This window comes from Planomicrobium sp. CPCC 101079 (assembly GCF_007859275.1).
In the GTDB taxonomy this organism is placed as follows: Bacteria; Bacillota; Bacilli; order Bacillales_A; family Planococcaceae; genus Planococcus.
The window spans coordinates 297,584-319,310 of sequence record NZ_VOHC01000024.1; the positions used below are offsets into that span (position 1 = coordinate 297,584).

Consider the following 21,727-nt stretch of genomic DNA (forward strand, 5'->3'; position numbering starts at 1 on the left):
ACTTTCTGTAAATATCGCCATATGAATAAGGAGTTTATGGATGAAAAAGACATTAGCCGCACTTTCGGTTTTGACGATATTTTTACATTCGGATTTGCCCGCATCCGCAGAAAACTACCAGGCGGAAACTGATCAAGTGATTGTAACCATGGAAGAAGATGCTGTTCGTCCTGTGGAGGACGGGGAAGTCATCCCGGTTGAAGGGCAGGAGAACCAATTGGTCGCTGTCGAAGTCCCGGACGGAGAAACGGTAGATGGCTTTATAGAAGAACTGGAAAAAAGAAGCGATGTTGAGCGTGTCGAGCCGGATCATTTGGTTAAACTTGCCTATACCGCAAACGATCCATACATAAGCTCAAAGCAGTATCATCACCAGAAAATAGGAACCATACGTGCATGGGATAAAACATTCGGCTCCCCGGAAGTGGTGGTCGCTGTTATTGATGACGGTGTTGACATGCTTCATCCGGAATTAACGGGGAAATTTGTTTCTCCGTATGACACTGTAAAAGATAGTGCAACGGCCATTCCAGCGGGAATCCACGGCACGCATATCGCCGGGATCATTAGCAGCTCAATTGACAATCAAGAGATGGGGGCAGGGATTGCCCCGAATACAAGCATCATGCCGATCAATGTTTTCAGCGGGGAATATGCTTATACTTCCGACATTATTGAAGCTATCAATTATGCGGTGGAAAACGGGGCAGATATCATTAATATGAGCCTTGGAAGCGAAAAAACAAGTGCGTCTCTTGAAAGCGCCATACAAAGAGCACACGCGAAAGGCGTGGTTCTTGTTGCAGCAGCTGGAAACGATGGTGTAAGCACGCCAAATTATCCTGCTGCATATCCAGACGTCATATCAGTCGGGTCTACAACGGCGACGGATACTTTGTCGGATTTCTCGAATTATGGTCCAACTATAGACATTACCGCTCCTGGCAGTTCGATCCAATCGACATGGCCTGATAATTCTTTTGGAGGCATGAGTGGAACGTCAATGGCAACGCCTGTAGTGGCTGGGGTCGCGGCACTGGTAATGGCTGATGATCCCGAATTAACAAATGAAGCTATTGAAAAGCGGCTTTATGAAACGGCGAAAGATCTGGGGGTTCCTGGAAAAGACGACCTTTTCGGTTTTGGCCGGGTGAGTGCTAAAGATGCTTTACTACTTCCACCTGAAAAACCGGAAGTAGGCAAAGTGACCGACCAGTCAACCTCCGTCAACGGAAAAGCGGAAGCTGGCACGACAATTGCCGTCAAAAAGGGAGGGGCCGTTGTAGCAACCGGGACGGCAACGGAAAAAGAGACATTTGCCGTCACCATCCCGAAACAACAAGCGGGGACAAAGCTAACAGTAATTGCAGAAAATCGGTTTAAAAAAGTAAGCGAAGCACAAGAAATTACGGTCGTTGATGCAACTCCACCAATGCTGCCAGTTGTCATTTCGCTATACAACACTGCAACAGCAATCAAGGGTACAGCTGAAACGGGTTCTACAGTTTATGCTTATGTGGGAACCGGAGAAATCGGAAAAGCCACAAGTGCCAGCGGCAGTTTCTCAATGGAAATCGCCAAGCAGCCCGCTGGCACAATCATTAACCTAGTTGCAGCAGATGCAGCCGGAAACAAAAGCCCGGCTGCCAAGATCATTGTGGCAAGTGCATCCATAAAAGTTGCGGCAGCAACATACGATAAGCTGAAAGTGAGTTGGGCACAAGTTTCAGGAGCCCATGGATACGAAGTTTACCGCAGTACCTCGAAATCAGGAACTTACAGCAAAGTCAGCACTATTACCAGTGGCAACACATTAAGCTTTACAAACAGCAGTCTGACAACGGGCAAGACTTACTATTACAAAGTCCGGGCTTACCGGACAATCAGCGGCAAAAAAGTCTATGGCTCCTATACAAGCATTGCAAGCGGAAAGACGGCTGTATCTGCCGTTGCTATAAAAGCAACATCTGCCGGTTACGATAAAAATAAAATCAGCTGGGCTAAAGTCAATGGGGCAAGCGGCTACGCCATATATCAATCGACCTCGAAGAACGGAACATACAGCAATATCAAAACGATCGGAAACGGCAACATACTGAGTTACACGAAAACGCGGTTAACAACCGGCAAAAAATACTATTACAAAGTTAGAGCTTTTCGTTTGGTCAACGGAAAGCGATATTACGGCCCATATTCGATCATTGCCAGTGCAAAACCGACCGTTTCACTGGCTTCTGTGAAAGCAGAAACAGCCGGTTACAACACGAACAAAATCAACTGGTCCCTGGTAAGAGGTGCGAGTGGCTATGCATTATACCAAGCGACATCCCAAAATGGCGTATACAGCAACATCAAAACCAGTGGCAACACGAGCATCTTCAGTTATATCCGAGCAGGATTGCTCGCAGGCAAAACCTACTACTATAAAGCGAGAGCTTATCGCACGGTCAACGGCAAAGAATACTTTGATCCTTATTCAAGCTTTGCCTACGCCACACCAGCATTAGAAAAGCCTTCGGAGATTTCGGTAGCAAAGGCCGGCAATGCGAGCCTAAGAGCATCATGGAACAAAGTACGCGAAGCGGAAGGCTATGAACTGTACCGAGCGACAAGCAAGGCCGGAAAGTACACAAAAATTAAAACCATCACTTCTGGCTATACAACTAGCTATACGAATAAAGGGATGGCAGGAGGAAAGACTTACTATTATAAAGTGCGTGCATACCGCATTTTGAAGGGAAAAAAAATCTACAGCTCTTTTACTGCGGTGGATTTCTATAAACTGTAAAGAGAAGCGTGTCCCCGAAATTTTGGAGGCATGCTTCTTTTAATGGTTAAAATTTAGATAGCAGAAAATAAATGGTTTAAAAAGGTATTTTTTTGATAAAAAAGACTAGTAGTTTTAGGTAGAAGAAACTATAATTATCTCAAGGAAATGGGTGGAGGATAAATACGCGCTTTCGGCCGATTGACTTGCAAGCAATAAACCAATAAAAAATGGAAGAAGGTTCAGCGGTGAAAAAGAAAGTTTGGTTAAGAATGGCGTTTGTGTTTGTGTTGTTGTTGTCGTTTTTAGTGGGAAATCCGGTGCAAGCAGCTGGTGTATCGTTAAGTGAAGGCACATACACAGTCGGAAAAGAAATCCCTGCAGGATTAAACAAATTCACAGTTTCTTCAGGTGAAGTAATAATTGAAATCTACCGAAATCAAGAGCTCCTGTTCGGAGAATATCTTGATAGTGAGAAGTTTTATTCTGCAAATCAAATTAACATTAACTTGAAAGCCGGAGATGAAGTTGATGTTTATTTTGAAGAAGGCACTCCAAAGTTAGTGGCAGAAAAGTATGCCAGAGCGGACTTAACTTCAGTTACTGGCGGCTATTATGAAGCGGGAACAGATATTCCTGCTGGCACTTATTCAATCAATTTTGATCGTCCTGCAGATTCAACGGACTCGATTTATATGGAAATTTATGATAGTAAGTATAATTTCAAAAGCGAGGTCGATATTTCAGCCGGTGATAAGCCTAAGGAATTAAAACTTGCCTCTGGGGATAAAATTTATGTTTATGGTTTAATAGGCACGATGAGCTTCAAACAAAAGATCATTACTCCAAGCAGCATCACAATAAGTAAAGCTTCTTTGCAAATCACGCCTAACCAGACTTACAAAGTGTCTGCAAGCGTTTCACCTTCAAACGCTATTGACAAGACGGTTGTTTGGAAAAGCTCCAATGCCAAGGTGGCGACGGTTGATGCGTCCGGCAATATTAAAGGAATTGCAAACGGTTCAGCGACAATCACCGCAACAGCGAAAGGTAATTCAAAAGTGACGAAAACCGTTTCCGTGAAAGTGGCGGCTAAAACGGTAAAACTGAACAAGACTAGTTTGTCGGTGATAATTGGCAAGACTGGCACATTGACAGCAACAGTCGCACCTGCAGACAGCAAAGACAAAACTGTATCATGGAAATCCTCGAATACAAAAATCGCCACAGTCGACAGCAAAGGAAAAGTGACAGGCAAAGCAAAAGGCACCGTGACTATCACAGCTTCAGTGAAAAGCGGGAAATCTGCAACAGCGAAAGTGACGGTGACTTCACCGGTTGCCGCAAAGTCAGTGAAGATGAACAAATCTTCCGCAACAGTTGCGAAAGGTAAAACCCTCACTCTTTCGGCAACTGTGAGTCCGAGCAATACAACAGATAAAACGGTAAAATGGAAATCATCTAACACAAAAGTGGCGAAAGTCGACAGTAAAGGAAAAGTGACGGCGGTCGGCGCCGGAACCGCTAAAATTACCGCTACAACTACGAACGGAAAAGCGACAACTGCGAACATTACTGTTCCTTACAGCAAAACGTTAAGCACCGGAACCTGGAAAGGCGGTACCCACCTTCCAGCTGGACGCTATAAAATTACAACCAGTTCTGGAAGCGGCAACTTGGTAATCGGTATGGGGACAGATCGGTTTGTGAATGAAATTCTTTCAAACGAGAATGATAACTGGAGTGTAACGGCTGTCACAACGGATATTAAATCTGGAGATAAAATTGAGATTAGTGGATTAAACAGCGTCCAGTTTACAAAAGTTTCAAATGTTAAGTCCAATACCCTGCACGCAGGCCATTGGACAGTAGGCAAAGATATTAATGCTGGCAGATATAAAATGACTTCACCGAGCGGTTCCGGTAATTTGATTATATTTAGAGGAAGCAGCTTGCTTGTGAATGAAATCCTGTCCAATAAACCAAGTCAGTATGAAGTTGGAAGTGTGACCACCACACTCAAAAATGGGGATAAGATTGATATTTCCGGCTTAAACAAAGTCGTCTTTACAAAAAAATAATGGAACCAAAAAATCCGGACACATTGAGTGTCCGGATTTTTATTAAACTAATAAATGTTCGCCTTCAAGCTGCCGGTAAATCCGTTCAATATCACTGGCCGGCAGCGGCTTGTTGAAGTAATAGCCTTGAGCCTGGTCGCAATGCCTGATTTTCAGGAACTCCAGTTGCTCGCTCGTTTCCACGCCTTCCGCGATTACATTGAGTTCCAGGTTATGCGCCATCCGGATGATGGTGTCCACTAAGGCTGCGTCTTTTGCATCCACTTGGATGTTGCGGGTAAAGTATTGGTCGATTTTCAACGTGTCGATCGGGAACAGCTTCAAGTAGCTCAACGAAGAATAGCCTGTCCCGAAATCGTCGATCGACAAATGGATGCCCATCTTTTTCAATTCCTGCATCATCGTAATCGCGCTTTTCGATCCTTGGATGATGCTTTCTGTCAGTTCCAGTTCCAAATACTGAGGGGCAAGGCCGGATTCCTCTAGCGCATCTTTTACGGTTTCGGCCAGGTTGGTCTGTGAGAATTGGCGGGCTGAAATATTGATCGCGACACGGAACGGAGGAAGTCCGGCATTCTGCCAAGCTTTGTTCTGCTTGCACGCCTCGCGCAGCACAAATTCGCCAATTTGGATAATCGCCCCGGTGTCTTCGGCGAGCGGGATGAACTCTCCTGGTGAAATCGGTCCCAACTTTGAATGCGTCCAGCGGGCGAGCGCTTCCACTCCGATGATCGTACCGGTCTTGAGATCGATCTGTGGCTGGTAATGAATGCTAAATTCGCCGTACTCCAATCCTTTACGCAAGCTCATGGCAAGCTTTGATTTACGGGCGACGATTTCGTTCATGTCGCTCGTATGGAATTGGAAGCCGTTGCGTCCTTCCTCTTTCACACGGTACAACGCAAGGTCCGCACTTTTGATCAGCGACTCCTGGTTCTCTCCATCACTTGGGAACATGCCAATGCCGATGGATAAGCTGATGAACACTTCTTCGCCGTTAAAATGAAAAGGATCATTGAAGGCTTGCTGCAAATCCTGTGCAAATGCAGCTGCTTGGTTGTGGTCGGTGTGCGGCAATATCACCACAAATTCATCGCCGCCAAGCCGTGCGACTGTGTCCCGTTCAGACATTCTTCCTTGCAAACGTGCTGTCGCTTCAATCAGCAATTGGTCTCCGATGGAATGACCGAACGTATCGTTGATCAGTTTGAAATGATCCAGGTCAAGAAACAACAGCGAAAAGGTCTGGTCGTCTTCTTTCGCTTGGCTTAATGTAGAACTCAGCCGGTCATAGAACAAACGGCGGTTCGGCAGTTCGGTCAATGGATCAAGGTAAACAAGATCGTTTATTTTTTCTTCTGCTTGTTTGCGTTCGGAAATGTCGCGGATGATGCTGCTGAAGAATAAGCCTTCCTCGGTTTCCCAAGAACCCAAGGACAATTCAAAGGGAAATTCAGTGCCGTCTTTTCGGCAGCCGATCAACTCCAGCGTCTTCCCGATAAGAAGCGGTTTTCGCGTTTCGTAATAACGCGCCATGCCTTTTCGGTGCGCTTCTTTAAAGCGCTCGGGTATAATCAAATCCAGGTCGATTCCGAGAACTTCTTCTTTCGAATAGCCGAATATTTTTTCTGCTCCGTGGTTCCACTGGATAATATGCCCCACATGGTCGGCCACGATAATGGCATCGTTTGCAGATTCTATGACAGATTGGAATTTCAGTTCCGCTTCGGTCGATTGTTTTTTCAGCTTGGCATCTTTGCGGAAACTGCTGAAGCTTAACAGTAAAAAGGAAAAGAGAAGCAGTGCCAGGATAACAAGCACGGTCAAAGGTGAGTGGGAATAAGTCAGAATGGTTTCCATAAGAAGAACAACGCTTCCTTTTCTATGATGTACTAAGATAGAGGAAAGAACGGATCACGCGTCTTCTTTCCTAATATATCCCTATTTATTACATACGATACCATAGTAATAGTCTCTTATCACTAGTAATTTGTAGCAGAGTTGATTATTTCTGGGGTTTCTTTGCAAAATCAGGTGAAAGAGAAGGATGGAATGTTGGGGGAAATACGTTATGCTAGTAAAAGATAATGAAAGTAGCAAGTGTTGATGAGTCGCTTCAGGCGGACGCTTTCTGCTGATGTGGCCTCAGTTTTAAAGTCTGTGCTCTTCCATCGCTTCGCTGGCCGCCTTCCGCTCTTTCTATGATTTAAAAGTTACATGATTTTAAAAAACTAAGAGACAAATAAAAGCACTTGAATTGAAAGGAGTTAGTTATGAAGATTAGAACAACTCAGTTTGGTGAATTGGAGATGCCGGAGAATCGCATCATTACGTTTGAAAAAGGCATTCCAGGATTTGAGGAATATAAGGAATACGTATTGTTGCCGGCAGATGAGCAAGGGGAGAGCCCGTTCTTTTTCCTGCAGTCGATTGAAATGGAGGAAGTCAGCTTTTTCTTGGTTGATCCGTTTTCGTTCTTTAAAGATTACGATGTGAAGTTGGAAGAAAAAATGTTAGAGCGGCTGGCTATAGAAGAACCGACGGATGTTATTGTCTTAACTACCGTTTCCGTTACAGGCGAAATGAAAGACGCGACGACCAACCTTAAAGGGCCGATCATCATTAACAATGTTAAAAAACTTGGCATGCAGGTTGTCTTAAACAACAAAACTTACCAGATTAAACAGCCGTTATTCCAAACTGCTGAAGCAAGGCAGGTGTAAGCGATGTTAGTGCTAGGAAGAAAAAAAGGCGAATCGATCATCATCGATGACGACATCGAAATTATTGTCACAGCAGTCGAAGGGGAAACAGTGAAGTTAGGAATCAATGCGCCAAAGCATATTACCATTCATAGGAAAGAAGTTTACTTGGAGATTCAGGAAGAGAACAAACAAGCGACTTCGAATGTGATCAACTTGAGCGATTTTTTGAATATGAAGAAATAATAGAAGAAAGCTGAAGCCCATTCATGAAAATGAGCGGGCTTCAGCTTTTTAATATGGTTTCGAATGGAAGGCGTTTTCTGGAGCACGTTTCTTTAATTCATTCAAGAAACACTCTTGATCGGCAGGAGAGATTTTCACGCTTCCCATGAGGGCGGAGCGATAGAAAATTTCCACGCCGTCCCGGGAAGAGAGAATCCGGTAGCGAGTGAAAATGTCGGAGGTTGGCGAGACGCGGGTGATTTCTTGGTAGGGAATGCGGCTTCTGAATAGACCGCCTTTGACGAATAAATGATCTGGATAAAAAACATACGCAATATCCAGCAAGAGCCACAGCATAAAACCAACACAAACAATAAATGTACTAATAAATATGACAGCCGCCATCAACGGCACGCGATCTTCAATGAAGAACGGCAGGAAAACCGAAGCGGCCACAACCAGCATTGCGATTCCATATATAGTGAGGAAAAAACGGTCAATCTTCGAACGGAATTTCATTGGAGTGAGTTCCTCCTTTTCTTTTTAATCCATCAAACGTTACTGTTCATACGATTTTAGACGGTAAAAAGATTCATTAAAAAAGTTTTTAGAAATTCTTTCAAAAAACGCTAAACATTTTCTAAAGCCCTCCGATATAAATACTGTAAGGAAGTTCAAACGGATTTGAACCCTGACAAAAAACAAAAAACACATTACACGGAGGTAATACAGAATGATTATCAATCACAACATCACAGCTTTAAACACGCACCGCCAAATGGGCTCAGCTCAAAACGCACAAGCAAGCAGCATGGAGAAATTGTCTTCAGGTCTTCGCATCAACAGCGCGAAAGACGATGCAGCAGGTCTTGCAATCTCTGAAAAAATGCGTGGACAAATCCGCGGATTAGAGCAAGCTACGACTAACGCACAAGACGGAATTTCTTTCATTCAAACAGCTGAAGGCGCTTTGAACGAAACTCATGACATTCTTCAACGTATGCGTGAATTGGCTGTACAATCTGCCAACGATACGAATACAGACACAGACCGTGGCGAACTTCAAAAAGAAGTTGACCAATTGGCTGAAGAAATTACACGTATCGCAAACAACACTGAGTTCAACTCTAAATCATTGTTGAATGGTGCTGTAAATGCAAGTGGAGAAAAAGCAGCTACTTTCCATATTGGCGCAAACTCAAACCAAAACCTATCTTTGACTATTAATGCTATGGATGCTAAATCCTTAGGTGTAGCTGGAGATAAAACAGTATTTAACGGAACAACTGCTGGAAATATTGATACTGCTACTATCGCAGATACAAAAGGTGCTAAAGTTGTAGATGGCGCAGTATTAACATTCACGTATAATGCCGCTGGAACGGTTAATGGTACAGGATCTCAAACAGCGGCAACTGTTGCTGACACGAATGTAACTAACGAAGCAGCAGCTCTAACTGCTACAAGAACTGGTGCTATAACAACTGCTGATGCAGGGAACTATAGACTAGAATTTACAAGTCCAACTGCATTTAAACTTCAAAAAGAAACTTCTACTCCTGGTACATATGCTGATGTAGCTGGACAAACTGGAACTGTTGGTACAGCGTTTACTGGCATTGCAGGTACGAGTGTAAACGTGGCAGCGGCAACAGGTGGCGCATATGCATCTGGTGATACTATGAGCTTTACTGTAACTGCTGACACAGCAAATGCTGAAAATGTTACTATCACTAATGCAGGTGGCGATCAGCAAGTAGTTGCTATTACTGATGAAACTGCTTCTTCATTAACTGTGACAGCTGGAGATTTTGCAGGCGTTAGCATTAAATTAGATGCTGGTCAAACTCTTGCTGATTTAACTGCTGGTGATACAGTAACAGTAGGATCATCGACAACAGCATCAGCAGCAGCTACTTTTACAAGTGGCGCTAAATCTGCAGATGCTGTAGCGGCAAAAGGTATCGATATTTCTTCACAAACAGCAGCTAATACTGCAATTACATCAATTAACGATGCAATTGAAAATGTTTCTGGAGAACGTTCTAAATTAGGTGCAGTTCAAAATCGTTTAGAGCACACTATCAATAACTTAGGCACATCTGCTGAAAACCTAACAGCTGCGGAATCACGTATCCGCGACGTTGATTATGCTGAAGCCGCGTAAGCGAGCTGAGGTACAGTCGTCCTAACTGGTAACGGTTAGAGATTACGATCGGGTGAATTGCTGGAAACCCCTTATAGCTTTTATTGCCACAACGTAGTTGGAAACGACAAGCGTGACGGTTTGAAAAAATAAAAGATTGGGCAATCAGCAGCCAAGCTCCTGTCTCGAAAGAGTGGAGAAGGTTCAACGACTAGGATAGACCATCTAAGGCGCAAGCTATGGTGATGAAATCCGTAGGTGAACCAGTGTCCATCAGCACTGGCAGATCCGAAGTGCCCGGCCCCTACTAAATTTGAGGGTGAAGATATAGTCTAGTCATTTATGAAAGTAAATGTTCGCACGATGGCGAAAGAAATGATGGAACAAACAAGAAATTCAATTCTTGCACAAGCATCACAAGCAATGTTGGCTCAGGCAAATCAGGCGCCTCAGCAAGTTCTTCAATTATTGCGTTAATCTTAAAAACGAAGGAGTCCAATTTATTTGGGCTCCTTTTTTTATAACAATGGAGGGTTATCCATGGATATCGCAGCTTTATCAATAGCTTTAAGCCAAGCGAGTGTTCGGCAAGAAGCGAGCGTTTCGATTATGAAAAAGACGATGGACCAAGCCGAATCGAATGGCGATGGAGTCGTGAAGCTGTTGCACTCGGCAAATGTGAAGGCAATGGAGCAGTCTGTTCAACCTCATATTGGCGGAACAATCGATTTAAAGATGTAAATTACATGAGATCATGAAATTTTGTGGTCTCTCTTTTTATTTAGAAAGTGAGGGCATAAATATGAACCAAGAACAAAAGGAATATAAAGAACTTCTCGAACAGCAACTTCAGAACACAAAAGAACAAATTCAAATTTTAGACGAAATGGATTTTAAATTGCACGAAATGAAGAAAATTGCGGAATATGCCGCGGGAGACGGATTAAGTCCAGAAGAACGTTCCAACTCCAATAAGCAGATAGAACAATTGAAAAAGGAAGTCGATTCTTTAGAAACTTTACGGTACGCTAATTACCATTAATAGACAGCTACTCGTCTTTACAATTTAAAGCAGAGAGCAGTTAATTGGCTTAGATTCAATCCGGTTTGAACTTTCAATTGGCTTAAAATCTTTTGCGATTCTGCATTTATTTTTATTTGATAAGGTTTAGTGGTTTGTAATGTTTTTTGAAAAGAGATATAGAACTTAGAGAATTCAATGGCTTCTTCTGCCAGAGTTACTAATTTTGGTAACTTTTTATATTGCTCATTGATTTCAGGGGTCGGTTTTATAAGTGAAATGTCAGTAGGAAGATATATGGTTGAACGTGTAGCAATTTTTTTCGGTTCACTAGGAACTAATGTTTTTCTTGCCATTGACTTATGGGTATGAGGTTCAATTAGTTTTAGCAAATAAATGATTTGAAACTGATCGTATAAAAGGAGACGATTTTGAGCGTCTATAGAAAAACGCAAATCGTACTTTCGTTGAAGAAAATCGATAAGAAAATAGTTTTCTTTCAAAGAAAAACTATCAGTGGAAAATATGATTTTTTTTGGTATGCCGTCTTTCTGCTTGAAATGTCCATCATCTTGATACCACCAAGCCAATGACTTTTCGTTGAAATGCTTCTCGATATACGTTAAAGGCAATTCTTTTTTTGATTGTGGATACCATAGTTCGTAAAGCTGGCAAAGTTCTGAGGATGTCCGTGATTGAACCATATAACATTCTGTATATCCGGAAACCATTCGACTATCAAATGTTTTTCTATATTTAGGCGGAGTTAAAGGAAGGAAAGAATTGAGCTGCTCGAAGCAATGCTCACACCATTCTTTGTCTTTTACCGTATGGCTAAATTGGAATCTCGGTTTTCTGCCTTCTTGTTTCGTCAAACAACCATCTCCCAGTAATTTTCCGCATATTAAATCATGCATTTGAAAACCTCCTCCTGTTTGCATAGCCGTTATATTTCCATACCCATTTTTTAAACTGCTCTATTCATTTGTGTGCTAATGGAATGGGATATTGATGGTCGAAGTAATTTCTTCCACTTTTTTATTTTCTCTGCCACAATTATCCTATTCTTTTTTCCATCAATATCTTGTAGAATAAAACTAAATTCAGCTATTTATACAAAGGGTGGGGTAAATTTATCAATGACTAGTCCAATTTCTTCTAACTGGTTAAATCAAATGGCGATGGCGTCTATGGCACAAGCAATGCCTTCTATAAATCAAATGGGAACTTCGATGAATCAGGTAGGAAGCGGCATGAACGCCAATTCGATGTTCATGATGCTGCTGCAGGCGGCAATGCAAGGAGCCCAGACGGCAAACGCCAGTGTTCCTCAAACCCAGCAGCCGATCGTCAACAACCAATTTTTCATTCAAATGCCTAGCACATACAATCCGGCAATTGCGTCTGATGCTGCACCTGCAGCTGCAGCTGAAACAACAGGGGCAGATGGAAAACCGGTTGATATGAGCACTACTCCAGGCACAACAAATACTGGCAGTGCCAACGGCCTCGAATTCAAGCCCGCGCAGTTCATGAAGATGGACAGCACGTTGGACGGCAAGCTGAGCGGAACGGCTGTGCATTTTATCAACGCTGGAAAGAAATACAACATTGATCCGAATCTGTTGACGGCGATTGCCAAGCACGAAACCGGCAACGGAACATCGCGCGCGGTCAATGAGAAAAACAATGTCGCAGGGATGATGGGCAAGGACGGATTGAGAAGCTACGGTTCTGTTGAAGAAAGCATTTTCGACATGGCCCGCAACTTGCGCCAGAATTATTTGGACCAAGGAAAAGACACGATTGCTGAAATCGGCGCGAAATACGCTCCAGTCGGCGCAGCGAATGATCCGACCGGACTCAACAACCATTGGACGAACGGCGTTACCCGCAATTTTAATAACATAGGATAATTTAAGGAGTTTATCTTGAAGTCATGTTCTCTGGCGTTCGAGATAGCTCCTTTTTATTCTCCTTGCTTGATTAGATGAATAGGAAATGAGTGAAATGAACGGAAGGCGGCGACTCCTGCGGGGTCCTGGCAGCTGGCACCGCGACGTCCTATCGCGCCAGCTGCATGACCCACTTCCTGTGGGCCCGAAAGCGTCCGCCTGGAGCGAATGAAACGATATTAACCAAATTTAAATTACATAGGCTGAACCGAACCGATTCTTCATTGAATCGGTTTTATTTTTTGCGAAATGCCGTTAAAATTCTGCTGCTTCTGCCGATAACTAAGATAGAGCTAACGGTTGAACTGTCTTCTCGAGTAAACAGTCTCGCCTCAACCGATTACGAACAGAAACTTAAGGGAGTGTTACCGATGGAAGTGAGACAAACACCCGTTATTGCTTATCCGCAAAAAGTTGAGGCTGTAAAAGCGATTAAGCCTTTGCAAGAACTGCCTGACAAACAACCTTTCGAAACTTCAGACCATATTCCAAAAGAACAGCTTGAAGATAAAGTGGAAAGCATGAACCGATTTTTAGAGCAGTCGACAACCGAACTGAAATACCAGCTTCATGAAAAATTGAACACGTATTATGTTCAGCTGATTGACCCGAACACAGACGAAGTCTTAAAAGAAATCCCGAACAAGAAATTCCTGGACATGTACGCTTCCATGCTGGAGCTGACAGGACTCGTTATAGACGACAAGATATGATTTTTAAAAGAATGGAGTGAACCATATTGCGCATCGGCGGTTTGGCATCAGGGATCGACACAGATTCGTTGATTAAAGAAATAATGACGGCACAAAAAATGCCTCTGGATAAACTGACTCAAGAAAAAACTTGGACAGAATGGCAGCAAGAATCCTACCGAAAAGCCAATTTATCCTTATCAAGTCTGCGGACAAGTGCCAGCGACATGCGGTTACAAGGAACATTTAACTCTTATAGCGCTACTTCATCAGACTCAAGCAGCCTTTCAGTCGAGACAACATCTGCTTCCGTTAATGGCACGTATAAAGTTAAAGTGATTAGTGTTGCGGGTGAAGCGAAAATGCATTCTGCCAACGGTATTACCATTACTAATGCAACAGGAAATCTAGTTCCTGCAAAGTCTACAGATACCATCGGGGTTGCAGGTAAGATAAAAATAAGTGGGACAACCGACTTAGTTGAGATTAAAGCGGATATGACATTTGCAGATGTAGCTAAAAAACTACAAGATGCGACTGCGGGTAAAACACCGGAATTGCGTGCGAGTTTTGATAACACAACTTCTCGGTTCTTCATTTCTACAAAAGCGATGGGAGAAAACCAAAACTTTTCGTTGGAATTCCTAGATTCTGCAGGAACAGGCGCTAATACGGCGCTAGCACAAAAAGTAATCAATAACGGCAATGAGACCACTTTTTCAACAAGCACGACTACAGCAAATGAGTTTATGACAAAAGCTACTAATGGAGCAGTTGAGTTTAATGGCATTGAAGTTAATAATTTGACTTCTAACAAAACGACTATTAATGGGCTGACGTTAAATTTGGTAAAGGCTGCAACAACTACTGTTCCAGCGGTACCACCAGCAACAGAACCTACAACAGAGCCATCCACCATTACGGTTACTGTTCAGTCGGATTCAACAAAAACATTTGATACCATTAAAAACTTTGTAACGAAATATAACGAAGCCATTGCGGAAATCGAGAAACAGTTAGTAGAAAAACGTTATCCAGATTTCCAACCATTATCGGATGAACAAAAGAAAGACATGTCCGATAACGAAATTGAACTTTGGGAAGAAAAAGCTAAAAGCGGCTTGTTACGAAATGATCCGATTCTAAAAAGTGCAATTCAAAACTTGCGTAATGCTTTTATGAATCCTGTAGAAGGCATTGATAAAAATAACATTAACGTACTCTCTGAAATTGGCATCAGCACAGGCAGCTATTCTGAAGGCGGTAAATTGTTCATTGATGAAGATTTGTTAAAAGAAAAGTTGAATAGCAATCCAGATGAAGTGATGAATTTATTTACCAACAAGGTTGGAGACAGAAGCGTTGGTGTTGGGGCGCGTGTTTACGAAGAATTGAATAATGTCATTAAAAATCTAAGTGAACGTGCGGGCAGCCCGGCAAGCTCTGTCGACAACAGCACGATCTCCAAAAAGATCAAGCAAATGAACGAGGAAATCACGCGTTGGCAAGACAGGCTTGTGACGATTGAAGACCGCTACTGGCGCCAGTTCACAGCGATGGAAAAAGCGATGAGCCAGATGAATTCGCAAAGCACGTGGATGCAGCAGAATATGCTGGGTGGCATGTAATGGCCCTTTATCAAAATGAATTGGCAAAAGTGCTGCAGCTAACGGAAGATGTCTACAACCAGGCAAAAACGATTCACTCAAATATGAAAGACAACGATGACAGCAAATTGGATGAGCTGCAGTCGCTTTTCGAAAAACGAGGGCAAGCCATCTTGAGGCTGGATGCTTTTATTCAAAAACAGGGCCATCAATGGACATTAGAAGATAGAGGGATCATCGATCAACTAAAAACGCTTGAAGCGAAGCTTCAGCCGCTCATCACCAGGTTGTACGAATCCTTTTCCAACCAGATGAAGCGGATCAATCAGACAAAGCAAGCATCGAAAAAGTACATCGGCGCCTATCAAACGGTGTCGACAGATGGGTCATTCATCGATAAACGCAATTAACTTACAGGAGGATCACAATGTCAACAATCAATCCTTATCAGGCGTACCAGCAAAATTCAGTGTTAACCGCTTCGCCGCAGGAATTGACGCTTATGCTTTACAATGGCTGCGTCAAGTTCATCAAAATAGCCAAACGGGCAATGCTCGAGAAGAACATCGAAGAAAAAAATACCAATATCATCAAAGCGCAAAACATTGTCAATGAACTTCGCGCAACATTGAATCTGGATATTGAGATTTCAAAAAACATGGACCAGCTTTACGAATATATGTATACGCGCTTAATAGAAGCCAATACGAAAAATGATATAGAAATATTGATAGAAGTGGAAGGTTATGCCCGCGATATGCGCGAGACGTGGAAACAAGTGATGGGCAGTGTAAAAGGGCAATAACGGCCCGCGATTAACGATTGAAATGAGGGTTTTGATGTGGATAAAACATCAGGAATAGGTGTATTTCTTGGTTTTGCAGTACTGATCGGCGGGATGATTTTAAAAGGGTCGAGCCCGATCGCTTTGTATAATCCAGCGGCACTCGTCATTATCATAGGCGGAACGATCGCTTGTATACTAGTGGCGTTTCCAATGGATGAAGTGAAAAAAGTGCCAACGCTTTTTAAAGTCGTGTTTAGCGATTTGAAAACGGTGCCGGTAAAAGACATGATCCCAATGTTTACGGAATGGGCTATGGTGGCACGCAAAGAAGGGCTTTTATCGCTGGAAGAACGTTCGGAAGAAGTGGAAGATGCGTTTTTAAAGCGCGGCTTGAAAATGGTTGTAGACGGGCAATCGCAAGAACAAATCCGGGAATTGATGGAAGAAGAAATTGTGGCGATGGAAGAACGCCATGAACTGGGCGCGAAAATCTTCACGCAAGCAGGAACGTACTCGCCGACATTAGGTGTATTAGGTGCGGTTATCGGGCTTGTTTCCGCGCTTGGCCATTTGGACGATGTAGCTTTGCTCGGCAAGTCGATTTCTGCGGCGTTCATCGCGACGCTGTTCGGGATTTTCATGGGATATGTGCTTTGGCATCCTTTCGCTAACAAATTAAAGCGAAAATCGGAACAAGAAGTACGAATGAGAATGATTATGCTTGAAGGATTATTGGCCGTTCAAGGTGGACTGCCTGCACGCGTGGTCGAAGAGAAACTGCTTACGTACTTGCCATCGAAAGACCGTGAACTGAAAGAGCCGGACAGAGTGGGTGCTCAAGTTGAAGCGTAAGAAAAAACATGAAGAACATGTAGATGAAGCGTGGCTCTTGCCTTATGCCGATATTTTGACGCTTTTGCTGGCGTTATTTATTGTCTTGTTCGCGGCCAGCGAAGTGGATTCAAAGAAATTTGAACAAATTTCCCAGTCATTCAATAGTGAACTTCAAGGCGGGACCGGTGTCCTGGATAATCAGGCGGCTGTTGAAACGTTCGCAGATACTTCGCCAATTACAAAAATTGGCGAAGAAGAGCCGGACAAAGGAAGCGAAGAAGAAGTTTCCCGGCTTCAAGACCAAAAAGACCTTGGAACTCTCCAAGAAAAAATTGAAGCCTACATTAAAGAAAAAGGGCTAGACCCGAAACTGCAAACCGAAATGACAGCGAAAGGGTTAGTCTTGAAGATCAAAGAAGGAGTTCTGTATGAATCAGGCAGTGCGGACATAACAAAAGAATCTAAGACGATTGCAAAGGAAATTTCACGATTGATTGTTACAGATCCTCCACGGGACATTTTTATCGAAGGGCATACCGATAATGTACCGACAAAATCGGATGAATTTCCAACAAACTGGGAATTGAGTTCAGGCCGTGCTATTAACTTCATGAAAATCATCTTGGAGAACAAAGACTTGGATCCCAAAAGGTTTAGCGCTACCGGCTATGGTGAATATCAGCCGATCAAATCGAATGATACCGCCGCAGGACGAGCGGAAAACCGCCGTGTAGAAGTTCTAATTTCAAATTATCAACATCAAGAAGAAAATTAATTGGTAGAGGTGTCCTATGGGGAAAATGAATTTGATTCTCATCATTATTATTGTCGCGTTATTGGCGGGTGGTGGGTTTATGTATTTTATGAAGCCTGGAGAAGCGGCAGACAAAAAACCGTCCGCTGAAGAACTTGCGGAACGCAGTATTGACACAGACGTCATTACGACAAACCTTGCAACTCCTGACCATTTTGGCATTGTGCAATTCAATATTCAATTGGACAGCAAGAAGGCGAAGGAAGAAACTGAAAAGCGGACGCCTGAAATCCGGGCTGCTATCATATCAACGGTAGCGGGGATGACGAAAGAAAAAATGGTCGGCAAGGACGGTATTTCGCAACTTGAAGAAGAACTATACCAAAAACTCAATAAAGTTGTATCGACTGGAAAAGTTGAACGTGTCTTAGTAACGGAATTTAAAGTACAATAATTGCATTTTAGGCTAAACTTTTTTCGGCTTTTGCCGATATAAATAATAGAAAGCATCAGGTGGTCCAAAATGGATTCAAACCGCTTAAAAAATTGTGCCATTTGCGGCAGATTGTTTTTGCAAGTGCATACCGATCATTGCTTGGATTGTTATAAAAAAATTGAGGACGAATTTGAACTCGTCAATGATTTTTTGAAAGTGGAAGATAACCGGTTGGCTACGTTAGCTGAAGTGAAAAAAGCTACTAATGTTTCTGCCAAACGCTTGATTGAATTTATCAGGGACGGCCGTATTTTTGCGGGTGATTTCCCGAACCTCGGTTATCCGTGCAACCGGTGTGGTAAACTGATAAAAAGACAAGTTTTATGCAATTCCTGCTTCGACGAATTTGCGACGGATGTCAACCGGGTGTTAAAAAGCGAACAATTGGCTGACAGTATGGTGAAAAAATCAGAGCCGCACAAAAATCGAGGCTACTGGCATATAAAGAAAAGCAAATAAACTAACAGGGCGGTGAAGGTATGAATATAGATAAAACTACAGGTTCATCCTTTATTCAATCTTATCAAAAACAAATGCAAGCCGCTCCAGCGGCGAAGGGTAAACCGGTGCAAAAGGAAGATCAATTGGAGATTTCAAGCCAAGCTAAAGAAATGTATGGGAAAAATACAAAAGCTGACGCAGCCAGACAAGAAAAAATCAATTTATTAAAAGCCCAGATCGAGTCCGGCGAATATGTGAACAATGCGGAGAAAGTTGCCGATAAAGTGTTTCAGTTCTGGTTCGGCAAGTAGAGCAGGGTGTTGAAGAGGAGGGTGTCGGATGCTCCAGTCAGTCGTCGCGACGCTAGATGAGCTTATTATGATACAGAAACAACTCATTGATTTTGCGGAACATAAAAGAACTATATTGATCGAACGCAATATCAATGAGTTGAATTTACTAGTGAAACAAGAAGCAAAGCTGATCAAACAGCTCGGTCGAATAGACCAAGAACGCGAACGGCTTGTAAACGCTGTGCTTGAAAACTATCCAGGTGAATCTTTCAGCCAATTTGTTGATCAATTGCCGGATGATGAGATGAAACAAGAACTGCAGTCATGCATGGCGGCGCTGCAAGAAGTGCTAACCGAATTACAGGTGAAAAACCGAATCAATGAACGATTGCTGAAAGATGCGATGAATTTTGTCCAGCACATGATTGATCAAGTCACTACCGTAAAAAAACAAAACTTCAATTACCAGTCTCCATTAGCACAACAAAAATCACAAACTAGCAGCCGCGGCTTTTTTGATACAAAAGCTTGATTAAAGGCAGAAGGAAGGAAAAAACATGGTTTCAACATTTCACGGATTAGAACTTGGAAAACGCGGCTTAGCTGTAACTCAAGCAAGCATCACGACAACTGGCCAAAATATTGCCAATGCAAATACAAAAGGCTATTCACGCCAACAAGTGAACGCTAGCGCTTCTCCGTCACTCGATGTATGGACTGCCGGTGGAAAAAGCGGTCAGCTGGGTACCGGTGTTTCCTTGGATTCAATAACCCGTGTGAGAGACAGTTTTTTAGACCGCCAATTCCAAGACCAATCTTCTACACTTGGAGAATCACAAGTAAAGCAGCAAACGCTCGATCGGCTTGAAACAATTATCAACGAACCGAGTGAAACCGGGCTTAGCTCATCTATGGATCAGTTATGGGCAGCTTGGCAAGACGTCGCCAATGAACCGAAAAGTTCCGCCGCGCAGACTGTATTGAAAGAACGCGCAATCGAATTTGTCAATACGGCGCAGGCAATGGACCGTGACATGACTTATGCAATAGATGATTTAAACCTGCAGCAAACGAATACGGTTAGAGATGCAAATGAATTAGTGAAGCAAATAACAGAATTGAATGGCAGTATCAAAAAAGCGGGCAGCCAAGCGAATGATTTGATGGACAAACGCGATGTATTGGTCGAAGAACTTTCTACGCTCGCTTCCATTAAAGTTACTGCAAATACGGACGGTACAAATTCAATCAGTTTGCAAAATGCCGATGGAACTGCCGGTACTTCGTTAGTCAAAGGCGATGTACAAAGCGGATCAATCGTTGACGGAACGGAAGTAAGCGGCGGAAAATTGGCTGGCATCATCGAGTCGATTGAAACCGTTAAATACTATCAGACGGAACTTGCAAGCACGATAGAACAATTTGTGACGGCAAATGGCTTGGCAGATGCAGCTGCGCCTGGTGCGAACCTTTTCACAAAAGAAAATGCGGCGTTTAAGGTTTCGGAACTGAACGTTAATCTGACCATCAGCAGAGACAACCCGGCGCAAAACGCAAATGGCGATGTCCAAAAAGTCAACACGTTCTTCCAGTCGCTTGTCAGTGAACTTGGAGCGCAAAGCCAGTCGGCAATCAGAAGGGTTGAAAACGACGAAGCGGCATTGTTGGCGACAGACAACCGCCGGATGTCTGTGACCGGTGTGTCAATTGATGAAGAAATGGCCAACTTGATCATGTACCAACATTCTTATAGCGCCGCGGCGCGGTTCGTATCAACTACAGATCAAATGCTCGACGTCATCATCAACCAGATGGGACGATAAGCCGGCGTAATTGGGGGAAATAAAATGAGAGTCACACAGCAAATGATGCACCAAAATTCGGTGCGCCAAATGAACCAAAACTTAAGCCGATTCGAGAAGCTAAACAACCAAGTGGCATCTGGAAAAACGCTGTCGCGTCCATCCGATGATCCGAACGGCATAAGCAAAGCAATGAATTTAAAAAGTACGATTGCGGCGAATGAACAATTTGAGCGCAATGTAGATGAAGCAAAGCTGTGGCTGGATGAAAGCGACCAGACGATCAATCAAGTAGTGAATGTCATGCAACGTGCTCGGGAGTTGGCAGTCAAAGGGGCAAATGACAGTTTGTCTCCAAGTGACCGGGAAGCGATTGCTATTGAAGTCGAGCAATTGAATGAACAAGTCCGCCAGTTTGCAAATACTAAAATAAACGATAATTACTTGTTCAACGGAACAAAAACAGACGAAGCACCGTTTCCGAATCCGGATTCCTACTTAACTAATTCATTTGATAATAGCGAGAAACTCATTACAATTGGCGAGAATGTTACGGTAAAAGTCAACGTAACAGCAGACCAAATGTTTGGCAATATTGAAGACGAAGGCAATCTTTTTAAAACCTTGGCAGATTTGGCAGTTGGATTGAGAACAGGTGAAAATACCGTTTCTCTTGAAACAATTGATACGAGTATTGATCGCCTGCTGGGGGCGGCGGCTGAAGTTGGGGCTCGGACGAACCGAGTGGAGTCGATTGAAAACCGCATCCAGGACAGCATGCTTGATCTTGGAGCGCGTTTGTCAAAACTGGAAGACATTGATTACGCAGAAGCAATCATCAAATTGAAGAGCGAAGAAAGTGTTTACCAAGCTAGTCTCGCTTCTTCAGCGAAAATTATTCAACCGACTTTAATGGACTTTTTAAGATAAAAACAGGAAAGCAGTCTGCTTCGGCAGACTGCTTTTTTCTATAGTTTTGGTTAATTTTTACGAAGCAAATTTAACATAAATTTTACTTTCCTTCTATTATATAAGGAAATGCTTTTGTCTAATGGTAAAGTGCTTAAAATAAAAAAATAATTAACCGGTCAATGGTCACGGAAAAAGAGGCGTTTATACGAAGA

At 43.0% G+C, this 21,727-nt stretch carries 24 protein-coding genes; 21 read left to right on the forward strand and 3 right to left on the reverse strand.

Translation table 11 applies throughout. The features are described from left to right. The first annotated feature begins 40 nt into the window (after nt 1-40). Both FQV28_RS11630 and FQV28_RS11635 read left to right on the forward strand, forming a co-directional pair. Nucleotides 41-2,788: a S8 family serine peptidase gene (locus FQV28_RS11630; RefSeq protein WP_146496668.1), complete on the forward strand. Its 2,748-nt coding sequence runs from the start codon at nt 41-43 to the stop codon at nt 2,786-2,788. Between the two features lie 227 nt (nt 2,789-3,015). After that, nucleotides 3,016-4,848 (forward strand): Ig-like domain-containing protein, encoded by a 1,833-nt coding sequence (locus tag FQV28_RS11635; protein ID WP_186763859.1) that lies wholly within the window; start codon nt 3,016-3,018, stop codon nt 4,846-4,848. Nucleotides 4,849-4,890: 42 nt separating this feature from the next. Here the strand turns inward: FQV28_RS11635 and FQV28_RS11640 are convergent, their stop codons facing one another. Beyond that, the gene (locus FQV28_RS11640) at nt 4,891-6,708 is read right to left on the reverse strand and encodes a putative bifunctional diguanylate cyclase/phosphodiesterase (protein ID WP_146496670.1); all 1,818 of its coding nucleotides are present in this window, start codon (nt 6,706-6,708) and stop codon (nt 4,891-4,893) included. A 413-nt stretch (nt 6,709-7,121) separates the two neighbouring features. On the opposite strand from FQV28_RS11640, the gene fliW reads away from it, so the two are divergent. Both fliW and csrA read left to right on the forward strand, forming a co-directional pair. Beyond that, the gene (fliW, locus tag FQV28_RS11645; RefSeq protein WP_146496671.1) at nt 7,122-7,571 is read left to right on the forward strand and encodes a flagellar assembly protein FliW; all 450 of its coding nucleotides are present in this window, start codon (nt 7,122-7,124) and stop codon (nt 7,569-7,571) included. A 3-nt stretch (nt 7,572-7,574) separates the two neighbouring features. Further along, nucleotides 7,575-7,796 carry a carbon storage regulator CsrA gene (gene csrA / locus FQV28_RS11650; protein ID WP_146496672.1) on the forward strand — a complete coding sequence of 74 codons (222 nt, stop codon included), beginning with the start codon at nt 7,575-7,577 and terminating at the stop codon, nt 7,794-7,796. A gap of 48 nt (nt 7,797-7,844) precedes the next feature. On the opposite strand, the gene FQV28_RS11655 is transcribed toward csrA, so the two are convergent. Then, nucleotides 7,845-8,294, reverse strand: coding sequence for a PH domain-containing protein (locus FQV28_RS11655; protein ID WP_146496673.1), 450 nt, complete (start codon nt 8,292-8,294; stop codon nt 7,845-7,847). A 214-nt stretch (nt 8,295-8,508) separates the two neighbouring features. Between FQV28_RS11655 and FQV28_RS19650 the strand changes: the two genes are divergently transcribed. The 4 genes from FQV28_RS19650 (at nt 8,509) to FQV28_RS11675 (ending at nt 10,963) form a co-directional block, all read left to right on the forward strand. Then, nucleotides 8,509-9,942 (forward strand): flagellin N-terminal helical domain-containing protein, encoded by a 1,434-nt coding sequence (locus FQV28_RS19650; RefSeq protein WP_146496674.1) that lies wholly within the window; start codon nt 8,509-8,511, stop codon nt 9,940-9,942. 354 nt (nt 9,943-10,296) lie between these two features. Further along, a complete protein-coding gene (locus tag FQV28_RS11665; RefSeq protein ID WP_304608786.1) occupies nt 10,297-10,398 on the forward strand; it encodes a flagellin in 102 nt (33 codons plus the stop codon). A 63-nt stretch (nt 10,399-10,461) separates the two neighbouring features. Next, the gene (locus FQV28_RS11670) at nt 10,462-10,662 is read left to right on the forward strand and encodes a YjfB family protein (protein ID WP_146496676.1); all 201 of its coding nucleotides are present in this window, start codon (nt 10,462-10,464) and stop codon (nt 10,660-10,662) included. 61 nt (nt 10,663-10,723) lie between these two features. Further along, nucleotides 10,724-10,963: a hypothetical protein gene (locus FQV28_RS11675; protein WP_146496677.1), complete on the forward strand. Its 240-nt coding sequence runs from the start codon at nt 10,724-10,726 to the stop codon at nt 10,961-10,963. Between the two features lie 17 nt (nt 10,964-10,980). Here the strand turns inward: FQV28_RS11675 and FQV28_RS11680 are convergent, their stop codons facing one another. Next, nucleotides 10,981-11,859, reverse strand: coding sequence for an endonuclease (locus tag FQV28_RS11680; RefSeq protein WP_186763860.1), 879 nt, complete (start codon nt 11,857-11,859; stop codon nt 10,981-10,983). Between the two features lie 222 nt (nt 11,860-12,081). On the opposite strand from FQV28_RS11680, the gene FQV28_RS11685 reads away from it, so the two are divergent. The 13 genes from FQV28_RS11685 (at nt 12,082) to flgL (ending at nt 21,533) form a co-directional block, all read left to right on the forward strand. Beyond that, a complete protein-coding gene (locus FQV28_RS11685) occupies nt 12,082-12,858 on the forward strand; it encodes a glucosaminidase domain-containing protein (RefSeq protein WP_146496679.1) in 777 nt (258 codons plus the stop codon). A 410-nt stretch (nt 12,859-13,268) separates the two neighbouring features. Beyond that, on the forward strand, nt 13,269-13,610 hold the full coding sequence (gene flaG / locus FQV28_RS11690; protein WP_146496680.1) for a flagellar protein FlaG: 342 nt from the start codon (nt 13,269-13,271) through the stop codon (nt 13,608-13,610). Between the two features lie 26 nt (nt 13,611-13,636). Beyond that, nucleotides 13,637-15,217, forward strand: coding sequence for a flagellar filament capping protein FliD (gene fliD, locus FQV28_RS11695; RefSeq protein ID WP_146496681.1), 1,581 nt, complete (start codon nt 13,637-13,639; stop codon nt 15,215-15,217). Beyond that, entirely contained in the window at nt 15,217-15,606 is a 390-nt protein-coding gene (gene fliT, locus FQV28_RS11700) for a flagellar protein FliT (RefSeq protein WP_146496682.1), read from the forward strand. The genes fliD and fliT overlap by 1 nt, the downstream gene beginning before the upstream one ends. Nucleotides 15,607-15,623: 17 nt before the next feature. After that, nucleotides 15,624-16,001, forward strand: coding sequence for a flagellar export chaperone FliS (gene fliS / locus FQV28_RS11705; protein ID WP_146496683.1), 378 nt, complete (start codon nt 15,624-15,626; stop codon nt 15,999-16,001). A 36-nt stretch (nt 16,002-16,037) separates the two neighbouring features. Next, complete coding sequence (motA, locus tag FQV28_RS11710) at nt 16,038-16,835, forward strand: flagellar motor stator protein MotA (protein ID WP_146496684.1); 798 nt, start codon at nt 16,038-16,040, stop codon at nt 16,833-16,835. Then, complete coding sequence (motB, locus tag FQV28_RS11715; RefSeq protein ID WP_146496685.1) at nt 16,825-17,592, forward strand: flagellar motor protein MotB; 768 nt, start codon at nt 16,825-16,827, stop codon at nt 17,590-17,592. The genes motA and motB overlap by 11 nt, the downstream gene beginning before the upstream one ends. Before the next feature lie 16 nt (nt 17,593-17,608). Beyond that, nucleotides 17,609-18,025: a flagellar basal body-associated FliL family protein gene (locus tag FQV28_RS11720; protein ID WP_146496686.1), complete on the forward strand. Its 417-nt coding sequence runs from the start codon at nt 17,609-17,611 to the stop codon at nt 18,023-18,025. Nucleotides 18,026-18,094: 69 nt separating this feature from the next. Continuing rightward, nucleotides 18,095-18,526 carry a flagellar protein gene (locus tag FQV28_RS11725; RefSeq protein WP_146496687.1) on the forward strand — a complete coding sequence of 144 codons (432 nt, stop codon included), beginning with the start codon at nt 18,095-18,097 and terminating at the stop codon, nt 18,524-18,526. 20 nt (nt 18,527-18,546) lie between these two features. Next, a complete protein-coding gene (gene flgM, locus FQV28_RS11730) occupies nt 18,547-18,819 on the forward strand; it encodes a flagellar biosynthesis anti-sigma factor FlgM (RefSeq protein ID WP_146496688.1) in 273 nt (90 codons plus the stop codon). Nucleotides 18,820-18,847: 28 nt separating this feature from the next. Continuing rightward, nucleotides 18,848-19,333: a flagellar protein FlgN gene (locus tag FQV28_RS11735; RefSeq protein ID WP_146496689.1), complete on the forward strand. Its 486-nt coding sequence runs from the start codon at nt 18,848-18,850 to the stop codon at nt 19,331-19,333. Between the two features lie 25 nt (nt 19,334-19,358). Further along, nucleotides 19,359-20,624 carry a flagellar hook-associated protein FlgK gene (gene flgK / locus FQV28_RS11740; protein ID WP_146496690.1) on the forward strand — a complete coding sequence of 422 codons (1,266 nt, stop codon included), beginning with the start codon at nt 19,359-19,361 and terminating at the stop codon, nt 20,622-20,624. A 24-nt stretch (nt 20,625-20,648) separates the two neighbouring features. Continuing rightward, on the forward strand, nt 20,649-21,533 hold the full coding sequence (gene flgL, locus FQV28_RS11745) for a flagellar hook-associated protein FlgL (RefSeq protein WP_146496691.1): 885 nt from the start codon (nt 20,649-20,651) through the stop codon (nt 21,531-21,533). The last annotated feature ends 194 nt before the right edge of the window (nt 21,534-21,727 follow it).